General features: G+C 72.3%; 21 protein-coding genes. 13 read left to right on the plus strand and 8 right to left on the minus strand.

All coding sequences use genetic code 11. The annotated features are described in order from the left end of the window. Window positions 1-340: 340 nt before the first annotated feature. The gene (locus ACFXC1_RS06190) at window positions 341-1,123 is read left to right on the plus strand and encodes a COG4705 family protein (RefSeq protein ID WP_381239534.1); all 783 of its coding nucleotides are present in this window, start codon (window positions 341-343) and stop codon (window positions 1,121-1,123) included. Between the two features lie 20 nt (window positions 1,124-1,143). Here the strand turns inward: ACFXC1_RS06190 and ACFXC1_RS06195 are convergent, their stop codons facing one another. Together ACFXC1_RS06195 and ACFXC1_RS06200 are read right to left on the minus strand one after the other, a co-directional pair. Beyond that, the gene (locus ACFXC1_RS06195; protein WP_381239537.1) at window positions 1,144-2,508 is read right to left on the minus strand and encodes a sensor histidine kinase; all 1,365 of its coding nucleotides are present in this window, start codon (window positions 2,506-2,508) and stop codon (window positions 1,144-1,146) included. Further along, window positions 2,505-3,167 carry a response regulator transcription factor gene (locus tag ACFXC1_RS06200; RefSeq protein ID WP_381239539.1) on the minus strand — a complete coding sequence of 221 codons (663 nt, stop codon included), beginning with the start codon at window positions 3,165-3,167 and terminating at the stop codon, window positions 2,505-2,507. The genes ACFXC1_RS06195 and ACFXC1_RS06200 overlap by 4 nt, the downstream gene beginning before the upstream one ends. A 549-nt stretch (window positions 3,168-3,716) precedes the next feature. Here ACFXC1_RS06200 and ACFXC1_RS06205 point away from each other — a divergent pair. From ACFXC1_RS06205 to ACFXC1_RS06230, 6 genes are all read left to right on the plus strand, one after another. Further along, window positions 3,717-4,574: a DUF1206 domain-containing protein gene (locus tag ACFXC1_RS06205; RefSeq protein WP_381239541.1), complete on the plus strand. Its 858-nt coding sequence runs from the start codon at window positions 3,717-3,719 to the stop codon at window positions 4,572-4,574. A 116-nt stretch (window positions 4,575-4,690) separates the two neighbouring features. After that, window positions 4,691-5,566: an RNA polymerase sigma factor SigF gene (locus tag ACFXC1_RS06210; protein ID WP_381241101.1), complete on the plus strand. Its 876-nt coding sequence runs from the start codon at window positions 4,691-4,693 to the stop codon at window positions 5,564-5,566. A gap of 32 nt (window positions 5,567-5,598) precedes the next feature. After that, window positions 5,599-6,030 carry a hypothetical protein gene (locus ACFXC1_RS06215; RefSeq protein WP_381239544.1) on the plus strand — a complete coding sequence of 144 codons (432 nt, stop codon included), beginning with the start codon at window positions 5,599-5,601 and terminating at the stop codon, window positions 6,028-6,030. Between the two features lie 69 nt (window positions 6,031-6,099). After that, window positions 6,100-6,912, plus strand: coding sequence for an alpha/beta fold hydrolase (locus tag ACFXC1_RS06220; protein WP_381239546.1), 813 nt, complete (start codon window positions 6,100-6,102; stop codon window positions 6,910-6,912). Next, on the plus strand, window positions 6,909-8,171 hold the full coding sequence (locus ACFXC1_RS06225) for a PP2C family protein-serine/threonine phosphatase (RefSeq protein WP_381239548.1): 1,263 nt from the start codon (window positions 6,909-6,911) through the stop codon (window positions 8,169-8,171). Before ACFXC1_RS06220 ends, ACFXC1_RS06225 begins: the two co-directional genes overlap by 4 nt. Further along, window positions 8,168-8,530: an STAS domain-containing protein gene (locus tag ACFXC1_RS06230; protein WP_381239550.1), complete on the plus strand. Its 363-nt coding sequence runs from the start codon at window positions 8,168-8,170 to the stop codon at window positions 8,528-8,530. Before ACFXC1_RS06225 ends, ACFXC1_RS06230 begins: the two co-directional genes overlap by 4 nt. 4 nt (window positions 8,531-8,534) lie before the next feature. Here the strand turns inward: ACFXC1_RS06230 and ACFXC1_RS06235 are convergent, their stop codons facing one another. The 3 genes from ACFXC1_RS06235 to ACFXC1_RS06245 form a co-directional block, all read right to left on the minus strand. Then, window positions 8,535-9,464, minus strand: a complete 930-nt coding sequence (locus ACFXC1_RS06235; protein ID WP_381239552.1) for an anti-sigma factor RsbA family regulatory protein — start codon at window positions 9,462-9,464, stop codon at window positions 8,535-8,537. 83 nt (window positions 9,465-9,547) lie between these two features. Further along, the gene (locus ACFXC1_RS06240) at window positions 9,548-10,705 is read right to left on the minus strand and encodes an ArgE/DapE family deacylase (RefSeq protein ID WP_381239554.1); all 1,158 of its coding nucleotides are present in this window, start codon (window positions 10,703-10,705) and stop codon (window positions 9,548-9,550) included. Next, on the minus strand, window positions 10,702-11,823 hold the full coding sequence (locus ACFXC1_RS06245) for a diaminopropionate ammonia-lyase (RefSeq protein WP_381239557.1): 1,122 nt from the start codon (window positions 11,821-11,823) through the stop codon (window positions 10,702-10,704). The genes ACFXC1_RS06240 and ACFXC1_RS06245 overlap by 4 nt, the downstream gene beginning before the upstream one ends. A 100-nt stretch (window positions 11,824-11,923) precedes the next feature. Here ACFXC1_RS06245 and ACFXC1_RS06250 point away from each other — a divergent pair, with 100 nt between their 5' ends. Beyond that, window positions 11,924-12,823 carry a LysR substrate-binding domain-containing protein gene (locus tag ACFXC1_RS06250; protein WP_381239560.1) on the plus strand — a complete coding sequence of 300 codons (900 nt, stop codon included), beginning with the start codon at window positions 11,924-11,926 and terminating at the stop codon, window positions 12,821-12,823. 13 nt (window positions 12,824-12,836) lie between these two features. On the opposite strand, the gene ACFXC1_RS06255 is transcribed toward ACFXC1_RS06250, so the two are convergent. From ACFXC1_RS06255 to ppk2, 3 genes are all read right to left on the minus strand, one after another. Next, window positions 12,837-13,292 carry an RpiB/LacA/LacB family sugar-phosphate isomerase gene (locus ACFXC1_RS06255; protein WP_381239562.1) on the minus strand — a complete coding sequence of 152 codons (456 nt, stop codon included), beginning with the start codon at window positions 13,290-13,292 and terminating at the stop codon, window positions 12,837-12,839. Between the two features lie 67 nt (window positions 13,293-13,359). Beyond that, window positions 13,360-15,105 carry a SulP family inorganic anion transporter gene (locus ACFXC1_RS06260; protein ID WP_381239565.1) on the minus strand — a complete coding sequence of 582 codons (1,746 nt, stop codon included), beginning with the start codon at window positions 15,103-15,105 and terminating at the stop codon, window positions 13,360-13,362. 21 nt (window positions 15,106-15,126) lie between these two features. After that, the gene (gene ppk2 / locus ACFXC1_RS06265; protein WP_381239567.1) at window positions 15,127-15,930 is read right to left on the minus strand and encodes a polyphosphate kinase 2; all 804 of its coding nucleotides are present in this window, start codon (window positions 15,928-15,930) and stop codon (window positions 15,127-15,129) included. Window positions 15,931-16,086: 156 nt separating this feature from the next. Between ppk2 and ACFXC1_RS06270 the strand changes: the two genes are divergently transcribed. The 5 genes from ACFXC1_RS06270 to ACFXC1_RS06290 all read left to right on the plus strand — a co-directional run bounded on the left by ACFXC1_RS06270 (window position 16,087) and on the right by ACFXC1_RS06290 (window position 22,834). Next, entirely contained in the window at window positions 16,087-16,452 is a 366-nt protein-coding gene (locus tag ACFXC1_RS06270) for a ferredoxin (RefSeq protein WP_381241103.1), read from the plus strand. Window positions 16,453-16,553: 101 nt separating this feature from the next. Beyond that, window positions 16,554-17,732 (plus strand): acyl-CoA dehydrogenase family protein, encoded by a 1,179-nt coding sequence (locus ACFXC1_RS06275; RefSeq protein ID WP_381239570.1) that lies wholly within the window; start codon window positions 16,554-16,556, stop codon window positions 17,730-17,732. 9 nt (window positions 17,733-17,741) lie between these two features. Further along, entirely contained in the window at window positions 17,742-18,680 is a 939-nt protein-coding gene (locus ACFXC1_RS06280; protein WP_381239573.1) for an oxygenase MpaB family protein, read from the plus strand. Further along, on the plus strand, window positions 18,662-20,899 hold the full coding sequence (locus ACFXC1_RS06285; protein ID WP_381239575.1) for a serine/threonine-protein kinase: 2,238 nt from the start codon (window positions 18,662-18,664) through the stop codon (window positions 20,897-20,899). Before ACFXC1_RS06280 ends, ACFXC1_RS06285 begins: the two co-directional genes overlap by 19 nt. 360 nt (window positions 20,900-21,259) lie before the next feature. After that, window positions 21,260-22,834, plus strand: a complete 1,575-nt coding sequence (locus ACFXC1_RS06290; RefSeq protein ID WP_381239578.1) for a phytoene desaturase family protein — start codon at window positions 21,260-21,262, stop codon at window positions 22,832-22,834. The last annotated feature ends 32 nt before the right edge of the window (window positions 22,835-22,866 follow it).

A 22,866-nucleotide genomic window follows, 5' to 3' on the forward strand; every position in this document is an offset into this window, starting at 1 on the left:
CCGCGCCGCGGTGAAGACCTGACGGCCGTGGCGACCACATGAACCCCCGCAGAATCGAACATGTGACGTACGGCGCGCCACAGTCCTACCAGGCACGCTTCGGGCGACGCAAGAAACGCCGATCGCGGGAGCCCGCGAACCGACCTTGCGCACGGCCCCGGTTGAGGTGCGGAAGCGGTGCTTCTACCACCGGCAGCACGCCGCTGACCAGGGATTCGGCCGCCGCGTTCAGGTTGTGTTCAGGCTCGGACGGGCCTTGGCCAACTCACGCACCAGAAGCGCCAAAGCTCTGGCAAAGGGGGCTGGGACGAGCACCGGACACCGTGTCATCGTGCCTGCCATGACGACTGATCACCTCACGCATCACAGGCCCCCGGGCCACGCACGAAACACGGCGAGCAAGGTGCCGGAGGTGACCGTCTACTTCTGGATCATCAAGGTACTGACGACCGGCATGGGCGAGACGGCCTCCGACTTCATGGCCCACGCGTTCGGCCCGATCCCCGCCGTCGGCCTCGGCGGCCTCGCCCTGGTGGGCGCCCTCGTGCTGCAGTTCACCGTCCGGCGGTACGTGGCCTGGATCTACTGGACCGCGGTCGTCATGGTCAGCGTCTTCGGCACGATGGCCGCCGATGTCCTGCACGTCGGCCTCGGTGTGCCGTACGCGATCTCGACGCCGTTCTTCATGGTCGCGCTGGCCGCGGTCTTCGCCCTCTGGTACCGCTCCGAGGGCACCCTGTCCATCCACAGCATCCACACCCGGCGCCGCGAACTCTTCTACTGGGCAACGGTGTTGGCCACTTTCGCCCTGGGCACCGCCGCCGGTGACCTCAGCGCCACGATCGGCCTCGGCTACCTGGGCTCCGCCGTCCTGTACGCCGTCGCGATCGCCGTTCCGGCCGTCGCCCACCGGTGGGGCGGCCTGAACGCGGTGGCCGCGTTCTGGACGGCGTACGTCATCACCCGCCCGCTCGGAGCGTCCGTCGCCGACTGGATGGCCCTCAGCCACGCCCGGGGCGGCCTCGCCATGGGCCTGGGACCGGTCACGCTCGCCTGGACGGTGGCCATCCTCGGCTTCGTGGGGTACCTGGCGTTCTCCCGCAAGGATGTCGGGGTGGCATGAGGTAACGGGCGGGTTCGTGGTCACCCTGCGGGCAGCGTGACCACGAACCGTGCCCCGGGCGCGTGCCCGGCGTCGTACGCCACCTCGCCGCCTGCCGACCGGGCGAGGCGTCGGGCCAGGGGCAGGCCGAGGCCCGCCCCGCCGTGGCCGTCGTCCGGGTCCGCCCGCCGTCCGGGCTCGAAGAGCAGCCCGGCGAACGCGGACGGTACGCCGGGGCCGTCGTCGGTGATGTCGACGCCCACGCCGTCGGGTGTGCGGTGCACGCGGACGGCGACGGTGGAGTCGGCGTAGCGGCACGCGTTGGCGAGGAGCGGGCTGACGATGCGTTCGAGGAGGGCGGGTGGCACCCCTGCCACCAGGGACGGGCCGTCGACGGTGACCGTCAACTCGCCCGGCACGCCCAGGACTTCGGCCGGGCGCCGCAGCGTGGGCAGCATCTGCGCGGTGCCCGGAGCGGTGAGTGTGCCGTCGCGGGCGTCGGCCAGCAGGGTGTCGCAGATCGTGCGCATGGACTCGGCGGCCTCCGCGATGACCTGGTGGCTGGCGTCGGTCTGGTCGGCCGTCCGGGGTCGGGCCCGCCACCAGTCGAGCTCGGCGATGATCCGGCTCAGGGGCGTACGGAGTTCGTGCGAGAGTTCCCCGGTGAGCTGCCGTTCGTGGCGCAGCAGGGTACGGATGCGGTCGAGGATGGCGTCCAACGACGCGCCGAGACGGGCGAGTTCGGCCGGATGCCGCATGCTGCCGAAGCGTTCCTCGGAGGCCACGGCGCTCCACTGGCCGGCCTGGTCGGTCATCGTGCGGACCGGGCGCAGGGCGCGGCCGACCGCCAGCCGGGTCAGGACGTAGGTGCAGGCGAGCATGACGGCGTCCAGGGCGAGCGATCCCAGGAGCAGGGTGTCGGCCGAACTCCGGTACGGGGAGAGGTCCAGCGCGGTGACGACGGTGGCGGCGCCGGAGATCGGGTGGGAGCACAGGCGCAGCGGGCCGTGGACGTCGGCGGTGACGCACCGCTGTCCACCGTGCCGGGCGAGCGTGTCGGCGACCCGGGTCAGGGAGCCCGCGGTCGGTGGCGCCTCCAGCAGCCGCCGCCCGGAGTAGATCCAGACGTCGGAGTCGAGGAGTTCGTCGTGGGAGGTCTCCAGGACCCGGACCGTCGGGCCGCCGATGTCGATCGTCGTCGCGACGGCGGCGGCGCGGGTGCGCAGTTCGTCGTCCGCCTGGTGCTGGAGGCGGTGGCCGGCCACCGCGTTGAAGGCGACGGTCAGGACCAGCATCAGCAGTGTGGCCGTGACGAGGGCCACGAGCGAGAGCCGGCCGCGCAGCGTGCGGGGCGCCGCACGGTGCAGAAGGGCGGTCGCGCGCGACCGGCGAAGGGCACCGCTCATGCCAGGTGGTGCCCGATCCCGCGAGCCGTGCCGATCGTCCGCTCGCTGCCCGCCTCACGCAGCTTGCGGCGCAGCCGGGTCAGGTACTGGTCGAGGGTGTTGTCGTGCACCCGGGCCCCCTCGGGCCAGCCCGCCCGGACCAGTTCGCGGCGGCTGACGATCCCGCCGTGTGCCGCCATGAGCGCGGCCAGCAGCCGGAACTCGGTCGGCGTCAGATCGACCCGCGCGCCCCGGACGTCGACCGTGTGCCGGACGGCGTCCAGCACCAGGTCTCCCGCCGTGGCGGCGGCCGGTGGCGCCGCCCGTTTGAGGGCCGCCCGCAGCCGGGCCGCCAGCTCGGCGAGATGGAAGGGCTTGGACAGATAGTCGTCGCCACCGGCCGAGAACCCCGCCAGCCGGTCGGGCAGCCGGTGGTGCGCGCTGAGGAAGACGACGGGGGAGCGGAACCCGTTCGCCCGCATCGCCTGACACACGTCCCGCCCGTCGGCGTCGGGCAGCCCGATGTCGAGCACGGCCGCACAGATGTCGTCGGTGGCCAGCCGCAGGGCGGTCGCACCGTCCGACGCGGGGACGGTGTCGAAGTCCTCGTCCCGCAGACCGCGCATCAGCACGTCCCGCAGCGCGTGATCGTCCTCGACGACCAGGATGGTCCGGCGCATGGTGCTCCCTGGGTGACTACAATTCTGTAGACCGTCTACGGAACTGTAGACGATGGCGGGGCGGGAGCGCGTCGTACGGAGGTCAGGGTGCGTTCGGGTGGTCGATGGCACGGGCGAGCCGCATGACATACGAAGCCTCTGCCCCTCCGGGACGTCCGAGGGCGCCGTGCCCGGTGCGGCGCGGCCGCGTTCGTGACCGGCGACCTACGTCCCCTCGGCGCCACGGCTGGCGACTTCCTCACCAAGCCGGCCGCCCACGTCGGCCTCGGTAAGGCGGGCTCGCCGGCTGTACGGTTCGTGATCCTGATCGCCCTGATGGGGCACGCCCTCCTCAAGGAACGCAGGAGCCCCGCCAGGCCCGCCTTCTCGCCACCCGGGACCGGCGGCGAGCGAGACCGGGCCACCGAGCGGAAGGCCCGACCGCACGCCCGCACCGCACCCCACACCCTCCGACGCACATCGAACCGCCCGACCGGGGCACGCGGGAGTGCGGGCCACTTACCGTGCGCCCGCACATCGGCCCGTCCAGTGTTTTCCAGGAGAGGCATCATGACGTCGTCCCATACGCACAAGTGGGGCCTGCGGAAAGGCAGTTCCAACGGCGGGCGAAGCCGCGCGCCGGGAGCGGCCGAGGGGAGGCAGACGCTGTCCGTCATGGGGCGTGCCGGATTCGTCGCACGAGGTGTCGTCTACGTCCTCGTCGGCGCCCTCGCCCTGCGGATCGCGTTGGGCGACAGTGGCCCGGAGGCGGACCGGCAGGGCGCGTTGCAGCAGGTCGCGGCGCAGCCCTTCGGGAAGGCGATGCTGTGGATGCTGGTCGTCGGCTTCGGCTGCATGGCGATCTGGCGGGGCTCTCGGGCGCTGCTGGCCAAGGGGCCGAAGAACAAGATCGGTTCGCGCTTGCTGGACGGAGGCCGCGCCGTGTTCTACGCCTTCGTCTGCTGGGGTACGGCGTCCTTCGCAGCCGGGACCGGTGGGTCGTCCGGCAGTGACGCCAAGTCGCAGGACTGGACCGCCTCGGCGCTGAAGCTGCCGGGCGGCCAGGTGCTGGTGGGTCTCGCCGGCTGTGTCCTCATCGGAGTCGGCGTGACTCTCGCGGTGCGCGCGGTGATGCGGAGGTTCCTGCGGAAGCTGGAGACCGGGAGGATGAGCCGCCGGGTACGGCAGGTCGTCACCGGCCTCGGTGTGGGCGGCGGTGCGGCGCGCGGTGCCGTGTTCGCCGGAGTGGGCGTCTTCGCACTGGTGGCGGCGATCCGCTTCGACCCGCACCAGGCCAAGGGCATGGACGCCACCCTGCGCACCTTCGCGCACACCCCGGTGGGCCCATGGCTGCTGGTCGCGGTGGCCGTCGGGCTCGTCCTCTTCGGCGGTTTCTCCTTCGCGTCGGCACGCTGGCGCCGCCTGTGACCGGTGCCCGGGCGACTCCGGCGGTCGGGGCCGGGAAATAAATATCCGTGCGCGAGGACATGAAGTCGCCCGGAGGGGGCACGTGGGGTTCGTCCTGTCCTCCCACTCAAGGCGGCATCGTGGTTTCCTCCGTGCACACCCTCGGCGCAACTGCCCCTGCCCGCGCGGGAACACGGCAGGCAGCGGACGAACTGCCCTGGATCGAGGACGGGTCCAAGGTCGCCCCCAAGGACGCACGCGTGATGTCGCGGCTCTTCCTGGACCGGCTGCGGGAGTTGGAGGAGGGTACTCAGGAGTACCAGTACGCGCGGAACACGCTGATCGAGATGAACCTGTCCCTGGTGGCCTTCGCCGCGCGCCGCTTCCGCAACCGGGGCAGCGGTGACATGGAGGACGTCGTCCAGGTCGGCACGATCGGCCTGATCAAGGCCATCGACCGCTTCGACCTGACCCGCGAGGTGGAGTTCACCTCCTTCGCGATCCCCTACATCGTCGGCGAGATCAAGCGTTTCTTCCGCGACACCACCTGGGCCGTGCACGTCCCGCGCCGCCTCCAGGAACTCCGCGTCGACCTCGCCAAGTGCAAGGAGTCCCTCGGCACCGAACTCGGCCGCACGCCCACGGTCAAGGAACTCGCCACCCACCTGGAGCTGACCGAGGACGAGGTCATCGAGGGCCTCATCGCCGCCAACGGCTATGTCGCCGGCTCCATCGACACCCCCGGTGGCGACGACGAGACCGACGGCGCGCCCAAGTACGCGGACACGATGGGCGACGCCGACCCCGCCATGGAACTCTTCGAGGACCTGCACACCCTTGCCCCGCTGTTGCAACGGCTCGACGAGCGGGAGCGGACCATCATCGAGATGCGCTTCGGCCAGGAGCTGACCCAGGCCGAGATCGGCCGCCGGCTGAACCTCTCCCAGATGCACATCTCCCGCCTGCTGAACCGCACCCTCAGGAAGTTGCGCACCGGCCTGCTGTCCACGTGATCCGCACCCGCACCGCCGAAAGGTCACCAAGGATGAGCGCCGAGCACGATCCGCTCCACCAACCGTCCGCACCCGTCGTCACGGAGCCGGTACCCGACCTCCAACTCCAGCTGCTGGTACGGCTGATCGGCCAGGACGCACAGGCCGCCCTGCCCATCACGCTCACCGTCGGGGGAGCCTTCCTGCACGGCGACCTGATCTCCCACGACGCGTGGACCACCGACTGGGCGCACAGCCTGCACGGTCTCGACGGCCCCGGCGCGAAGCTGCTGGAACGGTTCCCGGAGCAGGTCGACGAGGTGGTCGAGGAGAAGCAGGGCCGGTCCGCACGGCAACGGCTGCCGCAGTGGATCCATCTGCGCGACGCCACCGGTGTGGCCGCCGGGGGCGGCTCCGCGGTCATGCCCCTGTGGCGCGGCCGGCTCACGGACGTGTCCGGCTGGTCGCTGGGGAAGCCGAAGTAGTCGTCACGGCGTCCGCCACGGGGCGGCCGGAGTGGGTGGGCGAGGCAGCGGTCTGTGAGGATGGGCCCCATGGACGTGCGCAGCAGAAACCGGGTGACGGTGACCGGCCGGGCCGGCGGGCCGGTGGTGGTGCTGGCGCACGGGTTCGGGTGCGACCAGCACATGTGGCGGCTGGTGGTACCGCTCCTGGAACGCGACTTCACCGTGGTGCTCTTCGACCATGTGGGAGCCGGACGTTCCGATCTGTCGGCATGGAGCCCCGAGCGCTACTCCACCCTGGACGGCTACACCGAGGACGTGCTGGAGATCTGCCGTGAACTGGACCTCGGCCCGGTGACCTTCGTGGGCCACTCGGTGAGCGCGATGATGGGCGTCCTGGCCGCCCCGCGCGAGCCCAAGGCGTTCACCGGCCTGGTGCTGCTCGCCCCCTCGCCGTGCTTCGTCGACGATCCGGCCACCGGCTACCGCGGCGGGTTCGACGCCGAGGACATCGACGAGCTCCTGGGCTCCCTGGACGCCAACTACCTGGGCTGGTCGGGCGCCATGGCGCCGGTGATCATGGGCAATCCGGAGCGCCCGGAACTGGCGGAGGAGCTGACCAACAGTTTCTGCCGCACCGATCCGGACATCGCCCGCTCCTTCGCCCGCGTCACGTTCCTCTCGGACAACCGGGAGGACCTCGCCGCCGTCACCGTGCCCACACTGGTCGCCCAGTGCTCCCGGGACGCGATCGCACCCCCGGAGGTCGGCGAGTTCGTACGGTCCCGGATCCGGGGCAGCCGCCTGGTCACCCTGAACGCGACCGGCCACTGCCCCCAGCTCGCCGCGCCGGAGGAGACGGCCGCCGCGATCACCGACTTCGTCGGGGCCACCGGACGATGAACAGCGGCGGCGAGACCGGGAGCGGCGAGCACCGACCACCCGGAAGACAGGCCGGTGCCGAGAACGCGGCGTTCTCCGCACTCCTGGAGGACAGCGCCGAGGACCTCTACGAACACGCGCCCTGCGGCTATCTGTCCACCCTCATGGACGGCACCATCGCGAAGATCAACACGACGCTGCTCGACTGGCTCGGCCACGAGCGCGGCGACCTGGTGGGCCGCAGGACCTTCTCCGACCTGCTGACCGTGGGCGGCCGGCTCTACCACGAGACCCACTTCGCCCCGCTGCTGCGCATCCAGGGCGAGGTCAGCGGCATCGCCCTGGAACTCAGGACGACCGACGGCGGCCGGCTGCCCGTGCTGGTCACGTCCACGGTCAAGACCGGCGACGACGGCCGGCCGCTGCTGATCCGCACCACCGTCTTCGACGCCCGCGACCGCCGCGCCTACGAGACGGAACTGCTGCGCGCCCGCCGCCAGGCCGAGCGCGAACGCGAAGAACTCATGCGTCTCAACGCCACCCTGCAGCAGACCCTGCTCCCGCCGACTCTGGTCAATGTTCCCGGACTTGACGTCGCCGCGTACTACCACGTGGCCTCCACCGACATGGTCGGCGGCGACTTCTACGACCTCTTCCCGCTCTCCGCCGGGACCTGGGGACTGTTCCTGGGGGACGTGTGCGGCAAGGGTGCCGCCGCGGCGGCCGTCACCTCGCTGGCCCGCTACACGCTGCGCGCCGCCGCCGTCTACGACCCCGACCCGGTCGCCGTCCTGGGCAATCTCAACACCGTCCTCCACCACGAGTACAACGGCCACGACCCGCGGTTCTGCACCGTCGTCTTCGGGCTGCTCACCCCCGAGGGCGAGCACGGCGGTTTCCGCATCACCCTGGCCGGCGGCGGCCATCCCCCGGCCCTGCTGCTGCGCGCCGACGGCAGCGCCGACCACGTGGACACCCCCGGCGGACAGCTCATCGGAGTCCTGCCCGACGCCCACATCGCCACCGCCACCGTCCACCTGGCCGCGGGCGACACCCTGCTGCTGTACACGGACGGTCTCACCGAGGCCCGCACCGGCGGCGGCGACCGCTACGGGGACGAGGCCCTCCTCGACTTCGCCCGGGCGCTGGCACCCACCACCGCGTCCGACGCCGTCGCCGCGATCCGTGACCTGCTCGACACCTTCGGCACCGGCATCGACGACGACACCGCCGTCCTCGCCATCAACGTGCCCCGACCGCCCAGCGAAGAGCAGCAGTGAACCGACTCGCCGTACAGACCCGGACCACCCCCGCGGGCCCCGTCGTCGAACTGACCGGCGAACTCGACTACGACAGCTCCGCCCAGGTGCGCGAACTCCTGCCCGCACTCGCGCTCCGGGACGGCCAGCAGCTCGTCGTCGACCTGACCGGTGTCACCTTCTGCGACTCCAGCGGCATCACCGCCCTGCTCGCGGCCCGCAACCACGCCCTCGCCGCCCGGGCGGGCATCGTCCTGACCGCGGTCCCCGCGCACCTCGGGCGGATCTTCCACATGGTCGGCCTGGACCAGGTCTTCCTCACCCACCCGACCGCTCAGGCGGCCGAAGCTGCCTGGACCCCGCCGGCGGGCCGGCCCTGAACCGTCAACGGGCGAGATAGAACCGGATCGTCGTGCCGCTCGGCGCCGTATGCACGCGTACGAGGTCGGCGACGGAGTGGACCAGGAGGAGTCCGCGCCCGCCGGGCAGGTCGCGTGAAGCCGGACGGCGGCCGGCCAGCGGGTCGGTCAGCCGGCCGCGGTCCTCGACCTCGCAGACGAGCTGCTCGCCCTCGGCCCAGATCCGCAGCGTCCCCGAACCGCCCCCGTGCAGCACGCTGTTGGTGGTCAACTCCGCGACGGCCAGCGCCAGATCCTGCAACCGCGTGCCCGTCAGGCCCAGCCGCTCGGCCTCTTGGACCGCGAACCAGCGGGACTTGGGGAGCTCTCCCGTGTCGAACGCGAGGGAGGCCGCGCCCGGCGGGTGGACGAGCGGCTCGTTGTAGCGGGCGATGATCTGCTCGGGATCGTAGGCACCGGCGGCGAGCTGGCCGTCCCCGTCGACGACGAGCGGGTGGGTGGCGCGGGCGTCGGCCAGCACCCGCGGTGCGAGACGGTCCGCGTCGTAGGGGCACAGGATCGTCAACTCGCGGCCCTCGAAGGCGGAGTTGATGAGCGCCTCGTGCTGGACGCACGCCGGGTACTCCACAGCGGTGCGGCCGGGCCAGATCGGTTCCCCGATGATCCGCACCCGGCCGCCGGGGTGCGCGTCGGCGAAGGCTCGCAGCACGCCCGGGATGATCCGCCCCGGATTGCGGCCGACCTCGGTCATGTCCAGGAACCGCACCCCGGCGGCGCCCGCCCCGAGTCCGGCTCTGATCAGGTCGAGCCGGGGGCCCGGCACGGCGACCGCGACGGGCTCCCCGGCCGCCAGCCCGTCCCGGACGAACTGCAGCGTGCCCGCCGCGTACTGCTCCTCGCCCCGGTAGAACAGCGCGGGATGTACGAAGGGCCGACGGTCGGTGGCCGTACTCATCTCACCACCACCTCGATCCTCGTCCGTCCGGGCCGGAACATGTCCACGACCCGCGGCAGTCTACGGCGGCAGCCGCGCGAACGTCAGGAACAGAGGTCCGTGACCGTGTCGGTGAGGATCTCCGTCAGCCGGTGCAGGGAGGCGATGTCGGCCCATTCGACGGCCTCGTGGGCTCCCGCGCCGTCGGCTCCGAAGAGCAGACAGGGGATCCCGGCCCGGTCCAGGAGGGCGCAGTCGGTCCAGTACGGCTCGGCCAGCACGGCGGGCGTGTGCCCGAGGACGGACCGCGCGTGGTGAAGCAGGGTGCGGACGACGGGCTGCTCCGGATCCCCCTCGAACGGCTCGCGGTGCAGGCCGCGCCGCAGCTCGTAGCTGAAGTCCGGGACGGTGGCGGCGAGTTGGTCGAGGATCGCGGTCAACTCCGCCTGGACGGTGTCGGCGTCCTCGCCCGGCACCGTGCGCCGTTCCAGGGTGATCCGGCACTGCGCCGGGTAGGTCGAGGGCTCCTCGCCGCCGTGGATGACGGAGGCGTGCAGGGTTCCGGAGCCGAGCCGCGGGTGGCCTTCGGCAGCGGCGAGGCGTCGGCCCAACTCCTCGACGGCCACGAGGAAATGACCGGCCTTCGCGATGGCGTCGATGCCCAGGTCGGGCCGCGACCCGTGGGCGGCCCGACCGTGCACGATCACGTCGAACCAGGCGAACCCCTTGTGGGCGAGGACCACTTGGAGCCGGCTCGGCTCGGTGACGATCGCCGCGTCGGCGGTGAACGACTCAAGTACCTCCTCGGTACCGGCACTCGCGTTCTCCTCGTCGGCGACAAGGGCGAGCAGCACATCACCGCGCAACGGCCCCCGCGCGGTGGCCCGGACGGTGGCGATCATCATGGCCGCGACACCACCCTTCATGTCGCAGGCCCCGCGCCCGAACAGCTTCCCGTCCTCGATCCGGGGGCTGAGCGGCTCGCCCTCGTAGCCGCCGAGACCCACGGTGTCGAGATGCCCGTTCAGCATCAGCGAACGGCCGCCACCCGTGCCGTGGGCGATCGCGACGAGGGACGGGCGCCCCGGATTCCGTTCCAGCCGGTGGATCTCGAACCCGCGCGCGCCGAGCCAGTCACCGCACAGATCGGCGATCGCCCCTTCCCCCGCACCCGAGGCCGCGAGCCCCGGGTTGACGGAGTCGACCGCGACCAGCAGCTCCAGCAGCCGTACGGGGTCGAGTTCTTCGGACTGCTGCGTCATCGCTGCTCCTCCTGGGCGTGGGGGTTGGCGGCCGCGCCCTCGGTGCTCAGCAGGACCACGGTCGAGTCGGGACCGATGTCCAGGGCTCTACGGCGCCCGGCGGCGCCCGCCCCGGTCAGCGCGGCGCGGGCGCCCGCGAGCGAGGCCGCGCCGCAGGGGCCGGCGGAGACACCGGCGGCGGCGAGAGCGCCGGCGGCGCCCGCGCTGTCGGCGTCCGTGACCGCGACGGCGGCGTCCAGACCGTCGCGCAGCAGGGGCCACGCCAGGCTGGAGACGGTGCCGCAGTTCAGCCCGGCCATCGTGGTGGTGCCCGTCTGTACACTGACCGGCTCTCCGCGGCCGAGGCCGGCCAGCACACAGGCCGCGGTGACGGGCTCCACCGACAACAGCGCGGTCGCGGCGCCCCCGTCCCGCCTGCTGCGGTAGTGCGTGACGGCCGCCTGCGCGAGCGAGCCCACGCCCGCCGGGACGACCACCAGGGCCGGTGCCCCGGCGCCCAACTGCTCGTCGATCTCGGCGAACAGGGTGGAGTAGCCCTCCACGATCCAGCCGGGGATCCGCTCGTAGCCGGGCCAGCCGGTGTCCTGCACGAGCACGGAGTCCGGCCCGCCCGCCGCCGCCTCGGCCGCCCGGCGCACGGCCTCGTCGTAGTCGCCGGGTACCAGGACCACGTCCGCGCCCTCGTCCTCGATGGCGGTCACGGCCGCCGGGTGGACGCCTCGGGGCACGAAGACCTGGGCGCGCTGCCCGAACAGCCGAGCCATCCGGGCCACGGCCCGGCCGTGGTTGCCGTCGGTGGCGGTGACCAGGCGTACCGGACGGCCGTCCGTCCGCCGGGCCAGCACCCGGTGGATCGCCCAGGACGCGCCCAGCGCCTTGAACGCGGGCAGCCCCAGGCGCGCGGACTCGTCCTTGACGAACACCCGCCGGACCCCCAACTCGACGGCCAGGGAAGGGAGTTCGGTCAGAGCGGTGGGCGCGTAGCCGGGCAGCCCGGCGTGGAAGTCCCGCACCTGGGCCGGAGGCGGCGCGCAGGTCCAGGTGCGGGCGCCGGATCTGACGTACCAGGGCAGACGGCGCGGGGCGGAGCTGCCAGAGAGGAGAGAGGTCTTGGACACCTGATCAGCGTGTGATCAATCGTATGATTAGTCCAGCGTATGTTTTCGAATAGTATTCGTCAGAAAAACTGACTGATGGCCGACCCAGTGGAGGCCGGTGATGTTCGACCTGCACCGACTGCGTCTCCTGCGCGAGCTGAAGCACCGCGGCACACTGGCCGCCGTCGCCGCCGCGCTGTCGTACAGCCCCTCCGCGGTCTCCCAGCAGCTCTCCCAGCTCGAGTCCGAGGTCGGCGTCCCGCTGCTGGTGCCCGTGGGGCGCCGGGTGCGGCTCACCCCGCAGGCGGAGATCCTCGTCGCGCACACCGAGGCCGTGCTCAAGCGGCTGGAGGAGGCCGAGGCGGACATCGCCACCTCCCTCACCGACCTCACCGGCACGCTGCGCATCGCCTCCTTCCAGACCGCGGCGCTCGCTCTGGTGCCGACCGCGCTGACGCTGCTGCGCGACGCCCATCCCCGCCTGCGGGTCGAGGTCACCCAGGCCGAGCCGAGCGAGGCGCTGCCCGCGCTCCTCGCCCGCGACTTCGACCTCGTCATCACCGAGGAGTACCCGGGCAACCCGCACCCCCGGCCCGCCGAACTCGAACACGAACCCCTCTGCGAGGACCCGCTGCGCCTGGCCACCCCGAGACCCGTCGACCAGGACACCGGACCGATGGACGCGCTCCGGGCGCTGGCCGACCACCCCTGGGTGATGGAACACGTGGGCTCACCCGCCCGGCACTGGGCCACCGCGCTGTGCCGCACCGCGGGCTTCGAACCCGATGTGCGCTTCGAGTCCGCCGACCTGGTGCTGCATCTGCGACTGGCCGAACTGGGCCACGCCGCCGCCCTGTTGCCGGACCTCGCGTGGAACGGCCGCCCGCCCGCCGTCGCCCTGCGACAACTCCCCGAGGGCCATCGCACCCGCTCCCTGTTCACCGCCGTACGCAGCGGACGCGGCCCCCACCCCGCCATCCGCGCCTGCCGCCAGGCACTTCGGCAGGCGATCGCGCCCTAGTACGCCAACTCGCTCACGGAGCAGTCCTGTTCAGGTCCAGACGGCCGACGCGGGCCACGTTCTCCCGGTCGTCGGCGTCCCCGCTCGGCTCCGCCGCGAACCAGGCGTCGAGGATCTCCCTGAGCAGCGGCTCCGACGTCAGGCGCAGGCCGAGGGCCAGCACGTTGGCGTCGTTCCAGCGGCGCGCGCCGTCCGCCGTGTAGGCGTCCGTGCACAGCGCCGCCCGTACGCCCGCCACCTTGTTCGCGGCGATCGACGCACCCGTGCCGGTCCAGCAGCACACGACCGCCTGGTCGGCGGCCCCGGCGGCGACCTCACGGGCCGCCGCCTCCGAGCAGACCGCCCACTGCGGGTCGTCCCCGGGCCGCAGCGCCCCGTGCGTCAGCACCTCGTGACCGCGCTCGCGCAACTCCGCGACGAGGGCGCGCGCCACAGGTTCGTCCATGTCCGAGGAAACTGAGATCCGCATGTTCCGGAGGCTACTCAGCGGACCGATCGGATGCCATCCAGGAACGGCAGAGCGCGGGCCCCAGGCGCTACGTCACCTGATCCGCCGTTCCTGGGCCGGTGGCCCCGCCGCTCCACTCCCGGTACGCGGCCACCGCCGTCGGCAGGGTGGGGAAGATGTGGTCCTCGCCGACCGAATCCACCAGCCCGTACGCCTCCAGGTCGTCGCGGAGGTCCTGCTTCACCCGGGCCAGCGCGAACACCACGCCGCGGTGGGTGAGTTCGCGGCGGAGTTCGTCGACCGCGTCCAGGGCGGTGATGTCCACCTCCACATTGGCCTCGGCGTTGAGGACGAACCACCGTACGGGGACCGCCTGTTGGTCGACGGCGGCCAGCGCGCGGCGGCGGAAGTTCTCCGCGTTGGCGAAGAAGAGCGGTGAGTCGTAGCGGTAGACCAGCAGGCCGGGGACGGTGCGGGCCTGCGGGTAGTCGTCCACGTCGTGCATGCCGGCCACACCGGGGACCAGGCCCTCGACGGCGTCGTGCGGGCGGGCCACCCGGGTCAGGAGTTCGGCCACCGACAGGCCCACGGCGACGATCACGCCGTAGAGGATGTCCAGGGCGAGGACGCCGGCCAGGCAGCCGAGGGCCAGGAGGAGTTCGCGGCGGCGGAACGTGGCGAGGCGGTGGAAGCCGGAGAGGTCGATCATGCGGACGGCCGCGTAGACGACGAGGGCGCCGAGCACCACCGAGGGGGTGCGGGACAGCAGCGGGCTCAGGAAGAGGAGGACCGCCAGGACGGCCGCTCCGGCGACCAGTGAGTACGCCTGGGTGCGGGCGCCCGTCGAGGAGGCCAGCGCGGTGCGGCTGGCGCTGCTGCTCACCGGGAAGCCGTGGAGGACACCGGAGCCGAGGTTGGCCGCGCCCAGCGCCAGGAACTCCTGGTCGGCGTCGAGACCGGGGCCCTCGTCCTCGTCGCCGCCGGTGAAGGCACGGGCGGTGAGGATGAAGTCGGTGTAGGCGACGAGCAGGACACCGAGCGCGGGCAGGACCAGGTGGGGGAGTTCGGTGAGGTCGGGCAGGCCGACCGTGGGAAGTCCCGCCGGGACATGGCCGATCACCTTGATGTCGTAGCGGTCGTCGAGGTCGAGGAGGACCACGGCCGCCGTGCTCAGCACCACGGCCAGCAGGGGACCGGGCACGGCCTTGGACAGGCGCGCCACAGTGAACAGGAACGCCAGCAGGACGACGGCGAACAGCAGCGTGGGCGCGTGGAGGTGGTCCAAGTGCCGTAGGAAGGACCAGAGTTGGGGGAAGAAGGCCGAGCCGGTCGTCGGCACCCCGGTGAGCTTGGGCAGCTGGTCCACGATCATGATCAGGGCGACGCCCGCGAGATAGCCGATCAGCACGGGGCGGGAGAAGAGATCGGCGACGAAGCCCAGCCGTACCGCCCACGCGGCCAGGCACAGTAGGCCGACCGTGACCGCGAGGGCGGCGGCGAGTGTGGCGTAGCGGCTCGGGTCGCCGGCCGCGAGGGGCCCCACGACGGTCGCCGTCATGAGCGCGGTCGTCGATTCGGGGCCGACGGACAGCAGCCGGGACGAGCCCAGCACGGCGTACAGGGCGAGTGCGGGGAGGATCGCCCACAGTCCGGCCACCGGGGGCAGCCCGGCGACCCCGGCGTACGCCATCACCTGCGGGACGAGATACGCGGCGACGGTGACGCCGGCGAGCAGGTCGCCGCGCAGCCAGGCGCGCCGGTATCCGGCCAGTACGGCGATTCCGGGCGTCAGCCGCCGCCACTCCACGCGGCGCCCGCCCGGGCTGTGGGACACGGTGTTCCTGTCCTGTCCGGCTCAGAGGCTCGCCGCGTGGTCCGGCACGTAGGTCTGCAGATCGCGCGGCGGCCGTTCGTAGCCGGTGGACGGCGGGCGCGGCGGGAGTTCGAGGACCGGCGGGGACACCTCGTGGTAGGGGAGGGAGTCGAGCAGGTGGGCGATCATGTTCAGCCGGGCCCGGCGCTTGTCGTCGCTCTCGACGACGTACCAGGGGGCCTCCGAGATGTCGGTGTGCACCAGCATCTCGTCCTTGGCCCGTGAGTAGTCCTCCCAGTGGGTGATGGACTCCAGGTCCATCGGCGACAGCTTCCAGCGCCGCAGCGGATCCTCCAGCCGGCGCCGGAACCGGTCCTGCTGTACGGCGTCGCTCACCGAGAACCAGTACTTGCGCAGCACGATCCCGTCCTCCACGAGCATCCGCTCGAAGATCGGGCACTGGCGCAGGAAGAGCTGGTACTCCTCCTTGGAGCAGAAGCCCATCACCCGTTCGACGCCGGCCCGGTTGTACCAGGAGCGGTCGAACAGCACGATCTCCCCGGCGGCCGGCAGGTGCTCGACGTACCGCTGGAAGTACCACTGGGTGCGCTGCCGGTCGGTCGGCTTCGGCAGCGCCGCGATCCGGGCGACGCGCGGGTTGAGATGCTCCGACACGCGCTTGATGGTGCCGCCCTTGCCCGCCGCGTCCCGGCCCTCGAAGACGATCACCAGCCGGGTGCCCTCGGCCCGCACCCACTCCTGGAGCTTCACCAACTCCGTCTGCAGCCGCAGCAGTTCGGTCTCGTACGTCGCGCGCGGCAGCTTTGCCGCCTTCTTGCCGGCCATGCCGCCTCAACCCCTCGATGACGTGCGCAGTCTCCCGTGTCCAAGGTCGAACACCTGGACAGCACCGTACTGATCGCCGGGCGCCCGCGCACCCCCGGACACCTGCCCGCCGGGTTTGCGGCGGCCGGCGGCGGCAACCCGGACTCCGTGACAGCGATGACGACCCAACAGAAGCTCGTCCGGTTTCTGGAGGACCGCTTCGCCTGCGCGCAGGCCTGCACCGCGTGCGCGCGGGCCTGCGTGCTGCGCGTCGGCCGCACGGACCCGGACGCCACCGACCACGAGACACTCGTACGGCAGAAGGCGCTGTGGTGCGCGGAGGTCTGCGACGCGACCTGCCGGATGCTGGCCGAGCAGAACGTCCAGGACGAGGCCGCTCTCCGCCTCCAGGTCAAGTGGTGCCTGCTCGTCTGCCTGGAGTGCGCCCAGATCTTCGACGGGCGGCCGGGCGCGGAGGCGGACGCGGAGACCTGCCGGGACTGCGCACGGGCGTGCACGGAGTTCCTGGCGACGCTGAACTGACGGGCGCGGGCGCCCTCTTCGCGGGCCTCGCCATTCCCAATTTCTGGAACACGTTCTACGGTGTGCGCCGTCAGGACCGGCCTTGGGAGCCTGGAGGCGCCGTGCATCTCGAATACACGCCCGAGCAGCAGCGGCTGCGTACCGAACTGCGCGCCTACTTCGCCGAGTTGGTGCCCGACCACGCGTACTCGCGCTACGCGGACCCCGCCGCCCAGAAGCGCTTCTACCGCGAGACGATCCGCCGGCTCGGCACCGACGGCTGGCTCGGTGTCGGCTGGCCGGAGGAGTACGGCGGGCGCGGGCTGACGCCGATGGAGCAGTTCATCTTCTTCGACGAGGCCGCGCAGGCGGGCGTACCGCTGCCGCTGATGGCGCTCAACACCGTGGGCCCGACGATCATGCAGTTCGGCACCGACGAACAGAAGGCGTACTTCCTCCCGAAGATCCTCGCCGGAGAGATCGACTTCGCGATCGGCTACAGCGAGCCCGAGGCGGGGACCGATCTGGCCGCGCTGAAGACGCGGGCCGTGCGGGACGGCGACGAGTACGTCGTCGACGGGCAGAAGATCTGGACCACCAACGGCGACACCGCCGACTGGGTGTGGCTCGCCACCCGCACCGACCCGGACGCCCCGCCGCACAAGGGCATCACCATGCTCCTGGTGCCGACCGCCGACCCCGGCTACACCTGCACGGTGATCAACACCCTCGCCTCGCACGACACCACCGCCAGCTACTACGAGAACATCCGCGTCCCGGTCGCCCGCCGCGTCGGCGAGGAGAACCAGGGCTGGCGCCTGATCACCAACCAGCTCAACCACGAACGCGTCACCCTCGCCGCCCACGGCACCATGGCCATCCGCGCCCTGCACGACGTCCAGCACTGGGCGATGGAGACCAAACTCGCCGACGGCCGCCGCGTCGTCGACCTCCCCTGGGTCCGCCGCCTCCTCGCCCGCACCCACGCCAGGCTCGACGCGATGAAACTCCTCAACTGGCAGATGGTGAACGCCGTCCAGGAAGGCACCCTCACCCCGCAGGACGCCTCCGCCGTCAAGGTCTACGGCTCCGAAGCGCGCCGTGACGCCTACGCCTGGCTCATGGAGATCGCCGCCGCCGCGGGCGCCCTCCAGGAGGGCTCCGCGGGCGCCGTCCTGCACGGTGAGCTGGAACGCGGCTACCGCTCCGCCGTGATCTTCACCTTCGGCGGCGGCAACAACGAGATCCAGCGCGAGATCATCTCGTGGATCGGTCTGGGAATGCCGAGGGTACGGCGTTAGCCTGCCGACATGGACGCCCCTGGGACGGGCGACCCGGGACTGTTCGGGCCGGACTCCGTGACCTGGCAGATGCACGACGATCCCATGATGTGGGTCGCCGGCGTCCGCGCGCTCTACTTCCAGGCTCTGCACCCCCGTGCCGTCCGCGGAGTCATGCAGAACTCCGACTTCCGGCGAGACGCCCGGGGCCGGCTGATGCGCACCGCGAACTTCGTCGCCGTCCTCACCTACGGCACCACCGAGGCCGCCGAGAAGGCGGGCGCCCGGGTGCGGAAGATCCACAGCATGCTCGGGGCGACCGACCCGGACACGGGGGAGCGGTACCGAATCGACGAACCCGAGCTGCTGCTGTGGGTGCACTGCGCCGAGATCGACTCGTATCTGGACGTGCTGCGCCGCTCCGGCTTCCGCCTCACCGACGTCCAGGCCGACCGCTACCTCGCCGAACAGCGGGAGAGCGCCCGACTGGTGGGCCTCGACCCGGCCGCCGTACCGGGCGACCGGGCCGAACTGGCCGCCTACTTCGAGCAGATCAGGCCCGCGCTCGCCGCCGGACCCGAGGCACGCGAAGTGGACGACTTCCTGCTCCGTCCGCCGACGCACCCCCTCCTCGTCCCGGCGCGCGAGGTGCTCTGGCGGCGCGTGGCACACCTGGCGTACGCCTCCCTGCCGCCGTACGCCCACCGCCTGTACGGCAGACCGGCGCCCGCGCCCGCCACCGTCACCCGGCAACTGCGCGTCACCGGCAACCTGTTGCGCTGCGTTCCCGCACATGTGCGCCGGCAACTCCCGCCCAAGCACGTCATCCGCGCCATGTCACGGCTCGGCCCCGGCTCGCGGCCCGCCCCGTACAAAGTCGGACGATCGCTCGCCATACTGGACGAGCCAGGGGAGGGCGGGACGAACACCTACGGGGGCGATCGCGGGAGATGGGGGACAGCAGGCTGATCCAGGGCCGCTACCGGCTGCTCGACCTGATCGGGCGCGGCGGCATGGGCGAGGTGTGGCGCGCGCGGGACGAGTCGCTGGGGCGCCATGTCGCCGTGAAGTGCCTCAAGCCGCTGAACCCGCACCACGACCAGTCGTTCACCCGCGTCCTGCGCGAGCGGTTCCGGCGCGAGGCCCGGGTGGCCGCCGCGCTCCAGCACCGCGGGGTGACCGTCGTCCACGACTTCGGCGAGTCAGACGGCGTCCTCTTCCTGGTGATGGAACTCCTCGACGGCCGCAACCTCTGCCAGCTCCTCGAGGACAACGAGCAGCGCCCGCTGCCCGTCGGTGACGTCGTCGACATCGCCGAGCAGGTCGCCTCCGCCCTCGCCTACTGCCACCAACAGGGCATCGTGCACCGGGACTTGAAGCCCGCGAACATCATGCGGCTGACCGACGGCACGGTGAAGATCTGCGACTTCGGCATCGCCCGCCTCGGCGCCGACATCGGCTTCACCTCCCGGCTCACCGGCACCGGCATCGCGATGGGCACCCCGCACTACATGTCGCCGGAACAGATCAGCGGCACCGAGGTCGACCAGCGCAGCGACCTCTACTCCTTCGGCTGCGTCCTGTACGAACTCTCCACCGGGGCACCGCCGTTCGACCTCGGCGACGCCTGGGCCATCCTCATCGGCCACCGCGACACCCCGCCCCGGCCACCCCGCGCCCAGCGCGCCGAACTGCCCGAATACCTCGAGAAGGTCATCCTCGACCTGCTGGCCAAACTCCCCGAACAACGCCCGCACGACGCCCGCGAGTTGGGCCGCCGTATCACCATGGGCCGTACGACACCCCTGTACGTGCCGACAGTTGTCACCCCCCGACCCGAACTGCCCTCGCCCGAACCGGTGGCCCGCGAGGCGCGCCTGCCGGCCTGGACGCGCGGGATGACCACCGGGCACAAGGCGACCGGCGCCGGACTGCGCACCACCCCGCCGGACGCAGGGGCCGGCCTCACCGGCGAGTGGATCGCGCGCCCGGCCACCGGACACACCGAGGAACCCGCACCGGAGTCACCGTCCGCACCGCCCCCTCAGGCCCTCAAGGCCCTGGCCGGACGCCACAACGCGGGCCTGAGCCTGGGCCGCCTCGGCCGCTGGGCGGAGGCCGGCGAGGTGCACCGCGCGGTCGCCGCCGAACGCACCCACCTCCTCGGTCCCGACCACCCCGACACCCTCGCCAGCCGCTACGAACTCGGCTTCACCCTCAGCCGCACCGGCCACGCCGCCGAAGCCCTGCGCGAGTACACGCACGTCGCCCGCTCCAGAGAACGGGCACTGGGCGCCGACCACGCCGACACGCTCGCCGCCCGGCAGGAAATGGCGTACGTCCTGGGCCAGTTGGGCCGCCACTTCGACGCACACCAGGTGTACACGTCCGTACTCGCCGCCCGCGAACGCACCATGGGCCCCGACCACCCCGACACCCTGCGCTGCCGCCACAACCTCGCCTTCAACCTCAGTCGGCTCGGGCGCCTGGAGGACTCGTACCGTATGGCCTGCGAGGTCGCCGCCGCCCGCGCCCGGGTGCTCGGCCCCGGCCACCCCGACACCCTGGTCACCCGCTACGAAGTCGCCTACGCGCTGGGCCAGTTGGGCCGCTGGCAGGAGGCACTCCAGACCTATGGCGAGGTCGCCGAGGCCCGTGCGGGGGCCCTCGGCCCGGACCATGCCGACACCCTCGCCGCCCGCTACGAGATCGGCATCAGCCTCGGCCGGCTCGGCCGCAGCGCCGACGCCCTCAAGCTCTACCGCGACCTGATCGACGACCGCACCCGCGTCCACGGCCCCGCCCACCCCGAGACCCTCCGCGCCCGCCACGGCCTCGGCGTCAACCTCGGCCGCCTCGGCCGCTGGGAGGAGGCCCTCGCCGAGTCCCGCGACGTCTGCGCCATCCGCGAGCGCGTCCTCGGGCCCGACCACACCGACACCCTCGTCAGCCGCCGCGAGGTCGCCGTCGGCCTCGGCTGGCTCGGCCGCTGGGCCGACGCCCTCACCGAATACCGCCGCGTCGCGGCCGCCCGCGAACGCGTCCTCGGCCCCGACCACCCCGACACCCTCGCCAGCCGCAACGACGAGGCCCACTGCCTCGAACAGCTCGGCCGCAACGCGGAAGCGGTCGAGCTGTACCGCCGGGTGGCGGTGCTGCGACAGGGGCGGGCGTCGGGCGGGCACTGACGGCAGAGGCTGCCCGTGGAGCCGGGGACGCTGACGACGGCGCGCCTGTGCCTGTCTCCGCAGACGCAGACGCAGACGCAGACGCAGACGCAGATGCAGACGCAGAGACGCAGACGCAGACGGCCGCGCCCGCCGTCGGGCATACCGGCCCATGAGGCCGCAGCCCCGGACGCGGGCGTCCGGGGATCCACTGCTGGCCGTGGCTGCCCTCGCCGTCCGTGGGCGCTGACGACAGCGGGCCCACGTCTTTCGCGGACGCGATCGGCCGCGCCTGCCATCGGCCGTCCGTATCCCCCCGCAGCCCGAAGGACCCCGCGCCCACCCCTGGCCGACCTAGATCACCTCGTGTTACGAAGAACCATGCCTGCACACGAGGGACCCGGACACCGGACCTACGACGCCGTCATCGTCGGCGGTGGCCACAACGGCCTGGTCGCCGCCGCCTACCTGGCCCGGGCCGGGCGCTCCGTGCTCGTCCTGGAGCGGCTCGACGGGACCGGCGGCGCCGCCGTGTCGACGCGACCGTTCGCCGGGGTCGACGCACGGCTGTCCCGGTACTCGTACCTGGTCAGCCTGCTGCCCAAGAAGATCGTGCGGGACCTCGGCCTCGACTTCCGCGTCCGCGGGCGCACCATCTCGTCGTACACCCCCACCGAACGCGACGGCCGCCCCACCGGCCTCCTCGTCGGCGGCGGCGAGCGCCGCACCCGCGAAGCCTTCGCCCGGCTGACCGGCGGCGAGAGCGAGTACGCGGCCTGGCAGCGGCTCTACGGCATGACCGGCCGCCTCGCGCAGCGGGTCTTCCCCACGCTCACCGAACCGCTGCCCACCCGCGACGAACTACGCCGGCGCGTGGACGACGAGGACGCCTGGCGGATGCTCTTCGAGGAGCCGATCGGCGTCGCCGTCGAGGAGAACTTCGCCGACGACCTGGTCCGGGGCGTCGTTCTCACCGACGCCCTGATCGGCACCTTCGCCGACGCCCACGACCCCTCCCTCGCCCAGAACCGCTGCTTCCTCTACCACGTCGTCGGCGGCGGCACCGGCGCCTGGGACGTCCCGGTCGGCGGCATGGGCGCCCTCACCGACGCCCTGGCCACCGCCGCGCGCACCGCCGGCGCCGTACTCGCCACCGGCCACGAAGCCGTCCGCATCGACACGGACGGACGCGCCGCCGAGATCACCTACCGCACCGCCGACGGCGAAGGCGTCGTGGCCGCCCGGCACGTCCTCGTCGGCGCCTCCCCGCAGCAACTGGCCGCCCTCACCGGCGACGAACCGCCCACCCCCGCCGAGGGCGCCCAGCTCAAGGTGAACATGCTGCTCAAGCGGCTGCCCAGACTCCGCGACACCTCCGTCGACCCGCGCGAGGCCTTCGCCGGCACCTTCCACATCGCCGAGGGCTACGACCAACTGGCCGCCGCACACGCCCAGGCCGCGTCCGGTTCACTGCCCGCCGCACCGCCCTCCGAGATCTACTGCCACTCCCTCACCGACCCGAGCATCCTCGGCCGGGACCTGATCGAGGACGGCTACCAGACCCTCACCCTCTTCGGCCTGCACACCCCGGCCCGGCTCTTCGAACGCGACAACGACGCCGTACGCGAAGAACTCCTCAAGTCCACCCTCGCCCAGCTGGACGCCCACCTCGCCGAACCGCTCGTGGACTGCCTCGCCACCGACGCGGACGGCCGCCCCTGCATCGAGGCGAAGACCCCGCTCGACCTGGAACGCGACCTCAGGCTCCCCGGCGGCAACATCTTCCACCGCGCGCTGACCTGGCCCTACGCCCAGGACGACACCGGCCGCTGGGGCGTCGAGACCCGGCACGCGAACGTCCTGCTGTGCGGGGCGGGCGCGGTGCGCGGCGGGGGAGTGAGCGGGGTACCGGGACACAACGCGGCGATGGCCGTGCTGGAGGCCGGGGAGAGCTGACCGCCCTGGTGCCCTGCCGCGAAAGTGGTGCT

It is taken from the genome of Streptomyces hokutonensis (assembly GCF_042751305.1).
GTDB classification, from domain to species: Bacteria; Actinomycetota; Actinomycetes; order Streptomycetales; family Streptomycetaceae; genus Streptomyces; species Streptomyces hokutonensis_A.